Source organism: Kribbella koreensis (assembly GCF_039525325.1).
Taxonomy (GTDB): domain Bacteria; phylum Actinomycetota; class Actinomycetes; order Propionibacteriales; family Kribbellaceae; genus Kribbella; species Kribbella koreensis.
The window spans coordinates 242,567-257,576 of the sequence record NZ_BAAAHK010000006.1; the positions used below are offsets into that span (position 1 = coordinate 242,567).

12 protein-coding genes are annotated in these 15,010 nt (G+C 67.6%); 9 read left to right on the forward strand and 3 right to left on the reverse strand.

Annotated elements, in window-relative coordinates:
- Positions 1–179: 179 nt before the first annotated feature.
- From ABD116_RS13515 to ABD116_RS13530, 4 genes are all read left to right on the forward strand, one after another.
- On the forward strand, positions 180–680 hold the full coding sequence (locus ABD116_RS13515; protein WP_343968659.1) for an Hsp20/alpha crystallin family protein: 501 nt from the start codon (positions 180–182) through the stop codon (positions 678–680).
- Complete coding sequence (locus ABD116_RS13520; protein WP_343968661.1) at positions 677–1,129, forward strand: J domain-containing protein; 453 nt, start codon at positions 677–679, stop codon at positions 1,127–1,129. Before ABD116_RS13515 ends, ABD116_RS13520 begins: the two co-directional genes overlap by 4 nt.
- Before the next feature lie 303 nt (positions 1,130–1,432).
- Entirely contained in the window at positions 1,433–2,314 is an 882-nt protein-coding gene (locus ABD116_RS13525; protein ID WP_343968663.1) for a DMT family transporter, read from the forward strand.
- Positions 2,315–2,327: 13 nt separating this feature from the next.
- Positions 2,328–3,587 (forward strand): glycoside hydrolase family 15 protein, encoded by a 1,260-nt coding sequence (locus tag ABD116_RS13530; protein WP_343968664.1) that lies wholly within the window; start codon positions 2,328–2,330, stop codon positions 3,585–3,587.
- On the opposite strand, the gene ABD116_RS13535 is transcribed toward ABD116_RS13530, so the two are convergent.
- Positions 3,584–4,657, reverse strand: coding sequence for a glycoside hydrolase family 172 protein (locus tag ABD116_RS13535; protein ID WP_343968665.1), 1,074 nt, complete (start codon positions 4,655–4,657; stop codon positions 3,584–3,586). The two genes, ABD116_RS13530 and ABD116_RS13535, sit on opposite strands and share 4 nt — an antisense overlap.
- 150 nt (positions 4,658–4,807) lie before the next feature.
- Here ABD116_RS13535 and ABD116_RS13540 point away from each other — a divergent pair, with 150 nt between their 5' ends.
- Both ABD116_RS13540 and ABD116_RS13545 read left to right on the forward strand, forming a co-directional pair.
- A complete protein-coding gene (locus ABD116_RS13540; protein WP_343968667.1) occupies positions 4,808–5,314 on the forward strand; it encodes a SigE family RNA polymerase sigma factor in 507 nt (168 codons plus the stop codon).
- The gene (locus ABD116_RS13545; RefSeq protein WP_343968669.1) at positions 5,304–6,527 is read left to right on the forward strand and encodes a hypothetical protein; all 1,224 of its coding nucleotides are present in this window, start codon (positions 5,304–5,306) and stop codon (positions 6,525–6,527) included. Before ABD116_RS13540 ends, ABD116_RS13545 begins: the two co-directional genes overlap by 11 nt.
- Positions 6,528–6,584: 57 nt before the next feature.
- Here the strand turns inward: ABD116_RS13545 and ABD116_RS13550 are convergent, their stop codons facing one another.
- Entirely contained in the window at positions 6,585–7,175 is a 591-nt protein-coding gene (locus tag ABD116_RS13550) for a hypothetical protein (RefSeq protein WP_343968671.1), read from the reverse strand.
- Positions 7,176–7,314: 139 nt separating this feature from the next.
- On the opposite strand from ABD116_RS13550, the gene ABD116_RS13555 reads away from it, so the two are divergent.
- The 3 genes from ABD116_RS13555 to ABD116_RS13565 all read left to right on the forward strand — a co-directional run bounded on the left by ABD116_RS13555 (position 7,315) and on the right by ABD116_RS13565 (position 14,005).
- Complete coding sequence (locus ABD116_RS13555; protein ID WP_343968673.1) at positions 7,315–10,434, forward strand: amidohydrolase family protein; 3,120 nt, start codon at positions 7,315–7,317, stop codon at positions 10,432–10,434.
- A 15-nt stretch (positions 10,435–10,449) separates the two neighbouring features.
- Entirely contained in the window at positions 10,450–11,298 is an 849-nt protein-coding gene (locus ABD116_RS13560) for a GNAT family N-acetyltransferase (RefSeq protein ID WP_343968674.1), read from the forward strand.
- Between the two features lie 106 nt (positions 11,299–11,404).
- Positions 11,405–14,005 (forward strand): NPCBM/NEW2 domain-containing protein, encoded by a 2,601-nt coding sequence (locus ABD116_RS13565; RefSeq protein ID WP_343968676.1) that lies wholly within the window; start codon positions 11,405–11,407, stop codon positions 14,003–14,005.
- Here the strand turns inward: ABD116_RS13565 and ABD116_RS13570 are convergent.
- Positions 14,002–14,955, reverse strand: a complete 954-nt coding sequence (locus tag ABD116_RS13570) for a helix-turn-helix transcriptional regulator (RefSeq protein WP_343968678.1) — start codon at positions 14,953–14,955, stop codon at positions 14,002–14,004. The genes ABD116_RS13565 and ABD116_RS13570 overlap by 4 nt on opposite strands.
- Positions 14,956–15,010 lie beyond the last annotated feature (55 nt).

Sequence of the window (15,010 nt, forward strand, 5' to 3'; positions counted from 1 at the left end):
GGTGATGCGGCCGCCCGCAGTCAAATCCTCGACCCGCAGCGACGAGACCTTTGTCCGCCGCCTGTCCTTCCTAGGACGACACACGCTGGCGCGGGCCGCCGCATCACCCCGGTCGATCACCCCGATTCACGACCACAGTCCTTACTTCGCAGTGGATTCCCCCGGCACAGGTGAGCGCGATGAATCACAATGCGGCCCAGCGACCGGCCTCGACGAAGACCGTGCGGTGGCTGCCGACCGACCCGTTCGCCCACTTCGAAGACATCCACCGCCGGATGAACCAGCTGATGCAGCAACTCACCACGAACCCTGCACCAACGGACTGGAAACCCGCGGTCGACATCGAAGAGACCGACGACGAGTACCTCATCGAGGTCGACCTGCCCGGCGCCTGCACCGACGACGTGGTGCTGGAACGCAACGACCACTCCCTCACCGTGCACGGCCAGATCCCCGCCCGCAATCACACCGGCGTACTGCGCCAGCGCACCCGCCACACCGGGCCACTGCACCACACCATCCGCCTTCCCGGACCCGTGCTGGGCGAAAAGATCACCGCGAGGCTGACCCATGGCCTCCTCGCCATCCACGCTCCGAAGGCCGACCCCGGCCCCGCCCACCGCGTCCACATCGTCGACCCCGACGCCGATCTCGACACTTCCAGCGGAGGGCAGCCATGACCACAGCACGGGAACCCGACCCATACCTGGTCCTCGGCGTTACCGTCGAGGCCTCCGACCACGACCTCGACCACGCCTTCCGAGGCCTCGTCCGCCGGCTCCATCCCGACACCCGCACACCACCGGCACCAAACACCCGCGCGGACACCGATCTCGACGCCGACCTCACTGTCGACGCCGATGCCGACCGGCGGCTGCAGGAACTCCTCACCGCCTACGCCACCCTGCGCAACCCCATCAGCCGCGCCGCGCACGACCGCACCCGAACCAGACCGGCCCCCCACCGTGCGGCTGCATCGGCCACGACACCGATGACGACACCGCCGGCCCGAGTCCACGCCGTGCAGCAGCCCTCCACACCTCCTACCGCGATCAGGGTCGGGCCGGCGCTCCGGGTCGGGCCGGTGCGCTGGGAGCCCTCCGCAAGCCAGGGCCCGCGAAGTCGCTGAGCCTTACCAAGTCACCCCTCTAGCCGCGCCGTCGATTGTCCGCCGGTCCGCCGTCAGGACGGGAGCTCGGGGATCGATGAGGTGCGCTTCGCGCACGTCCAGGGTCTGGTAGGTCAGGGTGGGCTGGCCGACCTCAGGTGGTTGACGACCTTCTCGGTCACGCTGAGCCCGGCCACGGCATGGTCTTCCCAGAAGGTGGGGAACTCCGGTAACCCAGCACGCAGCCGGGCGACAGAGGCAGCGTGGGGAGTAGCAGAGCCAGTCGATTCCTTGGGTTTGTCAGGTGTCTGAGAGGCTTTGGTCGTGAATCGGTCGCGGATTGCTGTGTTGGCCTTGCTTGCGGTGGCGGCGGCTTGGGGGTCGACCTTCTTTTTGACCAAGGATCTGCTGACGCGGATGGATGTGGCTGATTACCTGGCGTTGCGGTTCTTGATCGCGGCGGTGGCGTTGATTGCCATTCATCCGCCGGCGATCTCGAAGCTGAGTCGGCTGGATCGGGGGCGAGGTGTTGCCCTGGGCATCATGTATGGGGTTGCGCAGCTGGTGCAGACCGAGGGGTTGCGGCATACGTCGGCGAGTGTGTCGGGATTTGTGACCGGGATGTACGTGGTGTTCACGCCGTTGCTGGCGGCAGTGATTCTGCGGCACAAGATCGGTAAGTGGGCTTGGGTCGCGGTTGTGCTGGCGACGGTGGGGCTCGGGGTGCTGTCGCTGCGTGGGTTCAGCATGGGGACCGGGGAGTTGCTGACGCTTGCGTCGGCTGGGTTGTACGCGTTGCACATCATTGGGCTTGGGGCCTGGTCGACACCGGGCAACGCGTTCGGGTTGTCGGCATTGCAGATGGTCACCATCACCGTTGTGTGCGCAGTCGGGGCCATTCCGGGCGGGTTCTCGCTGCCCAGCGGGACGGGTGACTGGATCGCGGTTATTTACATGGCGTTGATCGCCGGCGCGGTCGCGTTGATTGTGCAGACGTGGGCACAGGCCCACCTGACACCGACCCGGGCGGCGATCGCGATGACAATGGAGCCGGTGTTCGCTTCGGCCTTCGCCGTACTCTTCGGAACGGAGAGTGTGACCGGGCGGATGCTGATCGGTGGCGCGCTGGTCATGTCGGCGATGTATCTGGTCGAGCTGGCGCCGCGGCGGAAGTTCGAGGCCGAGGTTCAGCACTTGGGGCAGTAGGAGGGAGGGTGAGATGCGCGACAACAGTGCGCTAAGAGTGCGGTGGTTTCCGTACGCCGTGATCGCGCTCCTCCTCGCCGTCCTCGCGACCGGTACGGCGGTCAATCTCGACCGCAATCCCCAACCGCAACTGGTTGCCGAAGGCATCACCGGCCGCGCCGGCCCGACCGCGCTGGAGTCCCCCACCAACGAGGCTGACCTGGCCAGGCCGGAGCTGATCCGCGATGCGCTGATCGATCTCGACGCGCTCACCCTGCCCGATGGCGCGACGCTGGCCGGGTGGAACGGGCCCTGGCGGTTCGTGTGGCCGCGGGACGCGTCGTTCGTCGCCGCCGCGCGCTGCTCGATCGGACAGTACGCCGAAGCCGACAAGGTGCTCGGATTCCTCGACAAGATCAGGCCGGACAAGGGCCGCTGGGCAGCAAGGTACTCCGCTCCGGAAGGCACCGAACCCCAAGACGGTCGCGAACCCCAACTCGACGGCTCGGGCTGGATTCTCTGGGCAACCTGGTTCTGTGGAGAGACCCAAACCGCAAAGTCAGGCGCAGAAAGCACCACAACCCTGAGCAAGTACTGGCCGATGGTGAAGGAGTCAGGCGATCAGATCGTCGCCGAGATCCAAGCCACAGGCCTGCCCGACCCCTCCCCGGACTACTGGGAGCGCCCTGAGGATCAGGTGACCCTCGGCACCATCGCCCCACTCATCACCGGACTCCGCTCCGGTCTGGCGATCGCCAGAACCCTCAACCACAGCGACGAAGTAGCGCACTGGCAAACAGCGCTCGGGCGACTGACCAAGGCGACCGACAAGCACTTCGGCCCGACCTACCCCCGCACCCCCGCCAAGGCCGTCAGCTTCGTCGAGCCAGGCATCCAACCGGTAGCTCTGCAAGGCGGCGCCGACGCGATCGTCACGGTTCTCGGCCCACCCTTCGCCCCCGCCCGCGACGTGACCACGAAGGCGATCGAGCACGCCCGGAACGTACTCACCCAGCCCAACGGCGGCGTCACCCCAGGCGAGGAGTGGCGTACCGACGGAGTCTCGTGGACGCCGCAGACCGCTCTGTTCGCACTGAGCGCGGCCGCCCGCGGCGACCGCAGCACAGCAAGAGAACTTCTCGACTGGCTCGACACCCACCGCACACCGACGGGCTCGCTGCCGGAGAAGGTCAACCGCGACCTCAAGCCCGCCGGCGAAGCCCCCCTCGCCTGGACCACCGCCCTGGTAGTCCTCACGGCCTCCGCGCTGGATCACCCACTACCAATCCCCTAAAGAATCTCCATCACATCGGCAGTAGGTGCGGCAGGCCGCGCAGTCGACGTCGCGGTGGAGTAGAAGAACGCAGTCGACGCAATGTCGTCCTGCAGCGGCAGGTACCGCCCGCCCGACCGCCACCCCAGTGCCTGTACGTCGACCCGCAGCCGCGTCCGGAACCGCACAGGGTCCGGCAAATGGAACCGGTACATCCCGAACCTCTGCTGACTCTGGTACTGCCCATCCGGCCGCAAAACCTGAGGCAACCCCAGATACGGCGTACTGAACTCCGTGTATCCACCCCGATCCGCGCCCAGATCGAAGTTCCACGCACCCCCGAAGTAGTCCTCGGTCCCCGTCCCGCAGATCGTCGGGAACTCCTCGTCATCGTCGACGTAGAACTTGACCTCCCCCTCACCCCACCAGCCACTGCTGTTCACACCCCAGGCCAGATACGTCCCCACGTAATGGCCAGGTCCCTCCACGCCATCCAAAAGCATGTGAACGGCCTTGGAGGCCAGCGGATTGCTCCGCCGCCACTGCGTGTGCAGGTACGCCGATCCATCGGCCACCGCACCCAGCCAGTAGTCCACCTGGAAGTAGACGACCACGGACGTGTCGGCCGTGTTCTCCAGCGTCAACAAGGCCTGCGACCGGAACGGCATCTCCCAGTAGCAGTTGAAGCCGCCATTGGGGTTCACCGCGACCGGCAGCGAGTTGACCTGCGCGAACCGCCCCCACCCCGAGCAGAAGAAGTCCCCCACCGGCGCCTCGATCGCCGGCGCCTCGTCGCCGTCCCAATGCCCGCGCAACACCAGCCGACGCCAGTTGTCGCTATGGGTGGTGAGCCAGATGTGCGTGATGCAGCCCGGCCCGGCGATGTCGGCGAGCGTCACCGTCTCCCCCGCCGCGATCTCGATCGACGGCGACACCTTCCAGCCGACCCCGAGATCGCGCGCCGCGTGAGCCCCGGTTCCCTCGGTACGCCGACCGCCCTGGCCGGGCTCGCCAGTGGGGTTCTCCGCGCTGATGGAGCGGGTCTGGACGTCGACGACCGCGCTGATCCCGGACAGGTTCGGAAGAGTCATGCGCCCGAGCCTAGGGTCCGGGATCGCCCGTCGACAGACTTGGAAATCGATTTCTCACACTCTGGTCAAAAGAGTGGGACAGCAGATCCGACCCGGGCGCAGTCTTTAGTGGTGCAGGCCGGCATCAGCCGGCCCGGACGAGGAGACGGTGTGACGTTCGACGAATGGGCCCGGGTGGGGCTGCCCAAGTTGCTCAGGTTCGCGACCGTCCTGTGCGGATCCGGCGATCTCGCCGGCGACGTGGTGCAGGACGTCGCGATCAAGGCGCACCGGCATTGGGACCGGGTCGCCGCGGCCGACGTACCCGATGCCTATCTGCGCCGGATGGTGGTCAACGAGTACCTGTCCTGGCGCCGCAAGTGGTCCCGGATCGTTCCCCGGCCCGAGATCTTCGCGACCGAGACGGTCGCCGACCACGCGGTCCAGCAAGCCGACCGGGACGAGCTGATCACCGAGCTCGCGAAGCTGCCCCGCCGGCAGCGCGCAGTCCTGGTACTGCGGTACTTCGACGGCATGTCCGACGCGGAGATCGCCGAGACCCTCGGCTGCTCGGCCAGCAACGTCCGCGCCCACGCTTCCCGCGCGCTGGCCGCCCTGCGGATCGAGCTGGCCGCCCCCAAGTCGTTTCAGAACACTGGAGTAACCCATGCGCACTGAGGAAGACCTCCGCAACGCCTTCGACCACCTGGCCGGCACGGCCCCCGCCGCCGCCGAGATCCTCGCCCGCCTCACACCCGACGCCAAGCCGGTACGCCGGACTCGCACGCCGCTCGTCCTGGCCACGGCCCTCGCGACTGCCGCCGCAGCCGTCGGCGGGCCACTGCTGATCTCCCACCTGAGGGAATCCGGGCAAGCGGCCCAGCCGACCACGGGCACCGCCTGGACGCCTTGGCTCGACGTGCCGACGCTCAAGGGGATGCGGATCAATCCCCGCGTCAGCACCGCGAACCGGCAGACCTGGGAGCTCGACAAGGTCATGGGGCCCTGGTCGGCGACCTGTCTGGTCACCGCGCATCGCAACGGGGACTTCGATCCGAAGACCATTCCGGCCGGCAGTCCGGACGTGGACATCAACGGGGCGAGCGGCCGGGTGATCACCTCGACCAAGAACAAGCCGCTGGTTCCTGAGCCGGACAGCGGCTTCATGCGCGGATTCATGACCTACCCGGCGAAGACCATCGTCTGGCAGCCGGCTCCCGGTCTCTGGGTGCTGGTGAGCTGCCAGACCCAACTCGAGGGTGGCACTCCCCAGGTCCCCAAGCTCGACACCCCGTGGAAGGTCGACCTGCCGAAGGCGACGGAGCTGGCGCGGGCGATCTCTGTCGGTGGACAGCTCGTCTCGCCGTACAAGATCGGCTATCTGCCGAGCGGGATCAAGCCGAACCGGGTGACCTATCAGAGTCCGATCGGTGAGGTCGCGGGTACCGGGCACAACTTCATCACCTTCCTGTCCGATGGTGATCCGGCGACCGGCTATCAGCCGAAGCCGAAGCCGAAGGATCCGGTCTACAAGCGCTCGCCATGGGAACCCATGCCGGGTGACGATCTGAAGATCACCTACAACACCAGCAAGTTCTGGGACACGGTGTCGAGGATCCGGACGCTGCCTGATCTGAAGATCAACGGCATGGACGGCTGGTACGTCGGCGACGGCATCGCGGGCGACAGCGGGTCGGTGGGCGGGGCCAACGACGCGAAGACGGCGGTCCACCTCGAGGGCCACCGTGTGCAGGTCACCGTCCAGAGTCTCGGCGGCATGGTCAGCCAAGCCGACCTGGTCAAGGTCGCCCAAGGCCTCCAGCTCGCCGCCAGCAGCACAGACCAGGCCACCTGGTTCGACATCGCGACGGCGATCCCCGCCCCGAGATGAGCGCGCCACGTGGGCGCACGGCACGGGCCTGCGGCGTGAGCGCGGCAGCGTAGGTGATCAGCAGGCGCGGACCTTGGCGGTGAGGCCGTGTTCGAAGGACAGGCAGGACCAGGGGCGGCCCTGGTCCTGCTTGGCGCGGATGATGAGGGGGTAGGCGTCGGCGCCGCGGATGGTGGGGCTGCGGTCGGTTTTGAGGGTGCCGATCGCGCCGCCTCGGGCCTCGGCGGCGGCTTTGACGTCGGCGATGGTGACGGTGCTCGCGGACTGCTTCTCAGCGGCGGCCTTCGCGTCGTCCGCCACTGCGAGGGCGAATTTGATCTCCGGCGGCTGGGACCAGGTGGTCGAGGTCGCCGGGAAGACCACGCCGAACATCACCAGACCGACCAGGCCGATGATCAGGCGGGCCTTGCGGGCGTTGTCCGCCGCCAGGATCGCCGCGCAGGCGAGCGCGACCAGCAGCGTGACCCCGCGGATGATCCAGTGCCGGTCGAGCCGGCTGTCGACCGCGAGGGCGGCGACCAGCGCAATCACCACACAGGCGACCGCGGCAATCGCAGCGCGTGCGTTGGGCGACACCGCCCGAACCCCAGACGGCACAACCCCAGCCTCCGGCGGTTCGGCGTCGGTATTGGGCAGCTCGGAACTCATGGCGCTGACGATAGAGGGGTGCCGTTCGTCGCAGCGAATCGGCCGTTCGCCGAGTGGCGCGCCGGGTGAGGGCAAACGATCGGGGTGACGGTGGCAGGTTCGAAGGAGTCCCCACCGCCCCGAGGGATTGGACGCCGTCATGAGTTCTGAGGACCCTGGATTCTGGAGTGTTTCGCGTCGCCGGGCGCTGCAGCTGACCGGTGGGGTGGCCGTCGCAGGCACCCTGCCGACCGGCTCGGCCGACGCCACACCGGCCGCCGAGTCTCGCAGTACCGGTGGGTCGGCCAGTCTGAGCCAAGGCACCAACTTCATGGTGTCGGTATCGCCGGACGGGCGATGGCTGGCGTTCGACCTGGTCACCGCGATCTGGGTGACGCCCGCCCAAGGCGGTCAGTCGCGACGGCTGACCGATGACCTCCAGGACGCGACCCGGCCGCGCTGGGCGCCCGATGGAGAGAGCATCGTCTTCCAGTCCTATCGGGACGGCAACTTCCATCTGTGGACGATCCGGCCCGACGGGTCCGGGCTCCGGCAGCTGACGACCGGACGCTTCGATCATCGCGAGCCGATGATCGCGCCCGACGGCAAGTCCGTACTGTTCTCGTCGGACCGCGGCGGCAACGGGAGCTACGGAATCCACCGCCTCACCCTCGCCACCGGTGCGATCGTCGCGCTGACCGACGACCCCAGCGAAGAGGCCGAACCGGTCTACTCACCCGACGGAACCAAGATCGCCTTCACCGTCGACGCGTCCGCCATCATCGAGCTCGACCTGACCACCGGACAACGCCGTACTGCGGTCGCAGCGCGCACCGGCAGCAGCCTCTACGGCCCGTCGTACTCCCCCACCGGCCAACTCGCCTACGTACGCCTCACCGGCCCGGTCAGCGAACTCATGATCGGCGATCAACCGGCGACGAGCGGCAAGGACGTCTTCGCCCTGCCACCCTCCTGGGACGCCACCGGCGAGCTCTACTACACAGCCGACGGCCTGGTACGAAAGCTCAAGGCGGACACCGTCGTCGCCTTCACGGCCGCCGTGCCGGTCACAGCGAAGCGACCGCGACCGAAGTCGCCCGACCTCGAGTCGACCAAGCGCCACCGCGTCCTGGGCATCGCCGGCCCGACCGTCTCCCCCGACGGCCGCTGGCTCGCCTTCCGAGCCCTGAACGCCCTCTGGCTCGCCGAGACCAGCGGCCGCGGCCAACCACGCAAGCTCGTTGCCGACGGCTACTTCAATTCGGACCCGGACTTCTCGAAAGACGGCAAGACGCTGCTCTACGCCAGCGACCGCGACGGCACGGCCGACCTCTGGTCACACGATCTGGCCACCGGCGCCGACACCAAGCTTTCGTCCCTGCCCGGCGCCCAGACCGCGCCGCGCTACTCCCCCGACGGCAAACAGATCGCCTACCAGGACCAGGACGGCATCGCCTGGGTCCTCGATCTGGAGTCGGGTCAGGTCCGCCAGCTCACCCCGACGCTCTTCCAGCCCGGCCGGGTCAGCTGGTCCGCCGACGGCAGCACGATCGTGCTCGGCGCGGTCAAACCGTTCTCGAAGCGCTTCCGCGAAGGCACCAGCCAGCTCCTGTACGTCGACGTCGCGACCACCGCCCTCGAGTACGTCGAACCGATGCCGTTCCGCTCACTCGCCACCCGGGGCGACGACGGCCCGGCCTTCTCGCCCAACGGCAAGTGGCTCGCCTTCGTCGTCGAGAGCCTCCTGTACGTCGCACCGGTCGACCGTCGCGGCCGCTTCACCGGCAACCCACGAGCGATCACTGACGAGGCGACCGATTCGCCTGTCTGGCAAGACGATCGGACGCTGCTCTACCTGCACAACGGGCAACTACGCCGTACGGACCTGCGGGGCTCGCGGCCGCAGACCGTCAAGCTCGACCTGCAGTGGCAGCGCGCGAAGGTCAACCAGCTCGTGACGATCCACGCCGGCGCGGTCTGGGACGGGCGGGCGAAGGAGCTGCGACAGGACGTCGATGTCGTTGTGGACGGGTCGAGGATCGCAGCGGTCCGGCCGCATCACGGCAAGGCGGACATCGACGCGAGTGGGCTGACCGTCATGCCCGGGCTGATCGATGCGCATGTGCACTGGCATCTGCGTGGGCGCGCTTGGGGGTCGCGGCAGGGGAACGTCTGGCTGTCCTACGGGGTGACGACGACGCGGTCGCCGGGCGATCCGGCGTACCAGATGCAGGAGACTCGGGAAGCGCTCTCGCACGGGTCGCTGACCGGGCCGCGGTACTTCGCGACGGGTGAGGCGATCGACGGGTCGCGGGTGTACTACAACTTCATGCGGCCGACGCTGTCGTTGCGGCAGCTGGGCCTGGAGCTCGATCGGGTCGAGGGGCTCGCGTACGACCTGGTGAAGACGTATGTGCGGTTGCCGCTCGAGTATCAGCGGCGGGTGATCGCCGCGGTTCATCGGCTCGGGCTGCAGTTGTCGTCGCATTATCTTTACCCGGCTGAGCATCTCGGGATGGACGGGATGGAGCACACGGGGGCGACGAATCGGCTCGGCTACTCGCATACCGTGAGCCGGCTCGGGCGGGCGTACGGCGATGTCGTGACGCTGTTCACCAAGGCCGGGTTGTCGGTGACGCCGACGTTGTTCAACTCGACGATGGCGCATGTGGATGATCCGTCGCTGGTGAACGATGTGCGGACGACGACGCTGTATCCGGCGTGGGAGTACGCCGCGTTGCAGGCCAAGGTGCAGGCGGCTGCTGGGCCGGCCGGGGTGACGACGCGAGCGTTGCTGGCGGGGAACGTGGACATGGTGTTGCGGATTCACCGGGGTGGTGGGCTGGTGATCTCCGGTACGGATTCGCCGTTGGACAATCCCGCGATCTCGCTGCATGCCAACCTGCGGTCGATGGTCGCGGGTGGCTTCACGCCGTACGAGGCGCTGACGACGGCGACGCGGAATCCGGCGAAGTGGCTGGCGCTGGAGGACAAGCTCGGGGTTGTTCGGGCGGGCGCGCAGGCCGATCTGTCGTTCGTGCGGGGGAATCCGCTGGCGGACATCACGCAGGCGGCCGCGGTTCAGCAGGTGATGGTGGGTGGTCGCTTGCACACCGTGGACCAGTTGCTCGCGCCGTTCACGGGTCAGCAGGTGGCGCCGGCGCTGGTTGCCGCAGGCAACACTCCGCAGCCACTGACCGCGTCGCAGGCGCACGCGCATGACCCGGAGTACTGGTGGCATGAGCCGGAGTGGTTACACAGACTTTGCTGCGAAGGGTGAAATAGGCTCGGGTGCATGAGCGACCTGGGGATCTCGGCGGCCAGTGCGGCGGAGCTTGTGATGATGCGGCAGTGGGCTGCTGACGAGGGATGGGATCCGGGGGTCTCGGACATGTTGGCGTTCGGGGCCGCGGATCCTGCGGGGTTCCTGGTCGGGCGGGTGGACGGTTCGCCGATCGTTTGTTGCTCTGGGGTTCGGTACGGGCGGGACTACGGGTTCCTCGGGTTCTACATCGCTCGACCGGAGGTGCGGGGGCAGGGCTATGGGATCGCACTCTGGCAGGCGGTGATGGCGCATCTGGCTGAGCGCACAGTCGGTCTCGACGGAGTAGTCGACCAGCAAGACAACTACCGGAAATCCGGCTTCAAACACGCCCTCAACCACGTGCGCTACTCGGGTGTGCCAACCGTTGGGACTGGTTCAGTGCCGGCCGGGGTTGAGTTGGTGGATGGGCGGTCGCTGCCGTTTCGGCAGGTGGCTGATTACGATCGGCGGTTCTTTCCGGCGGAGCGGGAGGCGTTTCTTTCGGTCTGGGTGGGGTTGCCTGGGCACCGGTCGGTGGCTGCGGTCAAGGACGATGAGCTTGTCGGCTTCGGGGTGCTGCGGCCTACTGACAGCGGCGCGCGGATCGGCCCGCTCTATGCAGCGTCGGAGGGCATCGCGGAGGCCGTCGTGGGCAGGCTCGCGACCTCGGGCGAGGAGATCGCGCTCGACGTACCGGATGTGAACGCGGCAGCGATCAGGTTGGCCACCCGCCTCGGGCTGAGCCCGACCTTCGAGTGTGCGCGGATGTATGCCGGTGGTCCGCCGCCGGTCGTCGATCAGGCGGGGATCTTCGCGACGACGACCCTCGAGCTCGGGTAGGCGGGAATCCGACATTTCCGCACGGCATCTTGCAGTAATCAACATTAGCTCCTAGCGTGATCGCGACTTGGTGTACCCGCCCGTTCACCGATCGTGAGGATGCTCAATGTTCAAGTTGTTGTTGCCACTTGTGCTGATGGTTCCTGGGGTGCCGGCGCAGGCCGCTGACCAGAGTTGGGTGCTGCCCGGTGTGGGCGGCGTCGGCGCGACCGTGCAGTCGACCGGGGGCAAGCTCCGCCTCGACGTCAGCTCGAAGGGCGCCACGGTGGTCAGCGTCGCGGACCTCGGCGTACTGACCGCTGCCGGTGACCTGTCCGAGAACCTGGCGCTGACCTCGGAGACCCACCAGACGCTGCGGTCGTCGTACCGGATGACGACCGGGAAGCAGCGGGACCGGACCGTGTTCCAGCAGGAGAGCCGGCTGACCTTCGGCAACTCGAGCGGGTCGTTCGCGTTGGTCGTCCGGGTGTCCGACGACGGCGTCGCCTTCCGGTATGAGCTGCCCGGCCCGGTCACCGTCCAACGCGAGACCGGGGGCTACGAGTTCGCCGCCGACGCGACCAACTGGCTGCAGCCGTACAGCCCGCAACACGAGAACGAGCACGCCCAAGCGACCGCCGCCACCGCACCGACCGGCCAGTTCGGCCACCCCGCACTGTTCCGCACCGGAGCCAACTACGCACTACTGGCCGAATCAGGACTCGACGGCCGGTACTCCGGCGCGCGCCTCACCCACACCCAAGGCTCCATCCGGTACGACGTCCAGCTGGCCGACCCACAAGTCGCATCATCGGGGCCCTTGGCAACCACCTGGCGAACGATGATCGTCGGCGACCTCCCCACCGTCACCGCCTCGACCCTCGTCGACGACCTCGCCGACCCGGCCCGCTTCACCGACACCAGCTGGATCAGACCCGGCCTCTCGTCCTGGTCCTGGCTCGCCGAGAACAACAGTCCACGCGACTTCGAACGCCAGAAGGCCTACGTCGACGCGGCCGCGAAGAACAGCTTCAAGTACATCCTCGTCGACGAAGGCTGGAGCGCGGCCTGGCTGCCTGAGCTGACCCGGTACGCCCGTGCCCGCGGTGTCGACGTACTCGTCTGGTTCCACTGGACCAACCTGCAGACGCAGGCCCAGCGCGACGACTGGTTCCCGAAGCTGGTTGCCTGGGGCATCAAAGGCGTGAAGGTGGACTTCATGGAGTCCGACACCCAGGCGCGCTACCAGTGGTACGACGCGATCCTCGCCGACACCGCGAAGTACAAGCTGATGATCAACTTCCACGGCTCGACGGTGCCGCACGGACTGGCCCGGACCTGGCCGCACCTGATGACGATGGAGGGCGTCCGCGGCGAGGAGAACGGGCTGAACGCGTCGCGCAACACGATCCTGCCGTTCACCCGGAACGTGATCGGCTCGATGGACTACACGCCGACCCGGTTCGCGACAGCGGCCAACCCGAAGCCGCAGACCACCAATGCGCACGAGCTCGCCCTCCCGGTCGTCTACGAATCGGCCTGGACACATGTCGTCAGCTCGCCGGAGGAATTGGCGTCGCAGCCCGAGGGTGCGCGATTCCTCGGTCAGCTGCCGACGACGTGGGATGACACGCGACTGGTCGCGGGAGCGCCTGGTAGTCAGGTGGTGATGGCTCGACGGAGTGGGACGAGGTGGTTCGCCGGTGGGATCACGGCGGGTGGGGCGAGCACTTTCGCAGTACCGCTGACGTTTCTTGGCGGTACGCAGCAGTGGCTCGTCGAGGTGATCACTGACAACGGCGCTCAGCTTGCCAGGTCCTCGTCCGTGCGCAAGGAAACCGACCAGCTGGCGATTGCTGTTGGCAACCATGGCGGCTTTGCCTTGCAGGCTTGTCCGTACTCCACTGGGCTCACGACTTGCGATCAGGCGCGTCCGGCCGTTCCGACGACGAAGGTCACGGTGACTGCTTCGGCCGGCGAGGTGGCGACGGGTGAGACAGTGAGCGTGCAAGGGGTGTTCGCCGTTCAGGCCAATGGGCCGGTGCGCGATCTGACGCTGGCTCCGGAGGTACCGGCCGGATGGACGCTGGTTGCGGGTGCGCCGGTGGTGCGGAACCGGATGAACAACGGGGAGAGCGTGACGGCGAGCTGGTCGCTGCGGCTCGACTCGGGTGGCGCTCGGGGTGATCTCGAGCTGGTGGTCGCCGGTGACTACACGACGGCAGACGGGCGGGCGATCCACTCGGCCGGGGCGGCGCCGGTCTTCGCAGCGCCTCCTGCCCCGCGGGGTTCGACGTACGTGAGTGATCAACCGTGGATGAACGAGACCAACGGGTACGGCCGCCCACAGCAGCGGGATCGCAGTCACGGCGGGGACCTGCCGCCGGCGACCCTGTCGATCGCGGGCAAGACGTTTGCCAAGGGCATCGGTTCGCACGCGGCGAGCTCGCTGACCACTTGGCTCGGTGGTGCTTGCACGCGGTTCGTGGCCGACGTCGGGATCGATGACGACGTCGAGTCGGCCGAAGGTTCGGTCACTTTCGTGGTGGTCGGCGATGGCAGGACGCTGGCCAGTACTCCGGTCATCCGCTCCGGTGATACCGCCACTCATCTGGATCTCGACGTCAGCGGGATCAAGCGGCTGACGTTGTCGACCACGGACGGCGGCGACGGGAAGAACAGCGATCATGCCGATTGGGGAACGGCGTCGCTCGCTTGTGCTTCTTAGCCTTCGGAGGCTTTGAGGATGCGTTGGCCGAGGGTGTGGAGTGCCTCGCGAAGCTCGGGTGGCTCGATCACCGAGAAGGTCGCTTCGAGCGACGCGAGGCGGTAGGCGTACCAGTCCGGCTCGTCGGTACTTCCGATCAGCCGGGTGTGGGTCTCGTCGATCGGCTCGAGCCGGCCGAGTTTGCGGGCGAGCACGATGTCGGCGAGCGGCGCGTCGATCACCACCTCGATGGCGTAGCGCCAGCCCTGGGCGAAGTGGTCCTCGATGGCGGCGATCGGATCGAGGACCTCCGGTGGGTCGAAGGTCTCGTCCATCAGCTCCGTCGTGGTGACGCGGTCGACGCGGAGTACTCGCTGGGCGTCCTTGGTGTGCGACCAGCAGAGCAGGTACCACAGGCCTTGGCGGACGGAGACGGCCCAGGGATCGACGTCCATCGTGATCGGGTCGCGGTCTCCCCTGGTGTAGCCGATGCGCAGCCGGCGGGCCGCCGTACAGGCTTGGACCAGGGCTGCGGTCGTCTCGGGGTTGGGGTAGGTGCCTTCGGCTGCTTGGCGTGGGGTGATGATGCGGCGCATCGACTCGGCGGGCTCAGCGACCGGCTTGGGTAGTACGCGGATGATCTTGTTGAGGGCGCTGCCGGCCGGGTCTTCCGGGTCCGAGGCTCGGTGATGGCCTTCTAGCGCGGCCATCATCAGCCCGAGTGCTTCGGCGGTGGAGAACATCAACGGTGGGAGGCGGAAGCCGCGGCCGACGCGATACCCGCCGTACCGGCCTGGGGTGGACACGATGGGGATGCCGGCTTCGCGGAGGATCCCGACGTACCGGCGGGCGGCGCGGTCCGTGACGCCGAGCCGCTGGCCGAGGCGCTCACCGCTGATTCCGGGGTTGTCCTGGATCAGCTCCAGCGCCATCAGCGCCTTCGCCGTCGGGCTCAGTTCGTCCACGATCACCAGTCAACCTCCCTTCCCGGACGCAGAACGTCCGCATTGGATATTAACGTCCAGA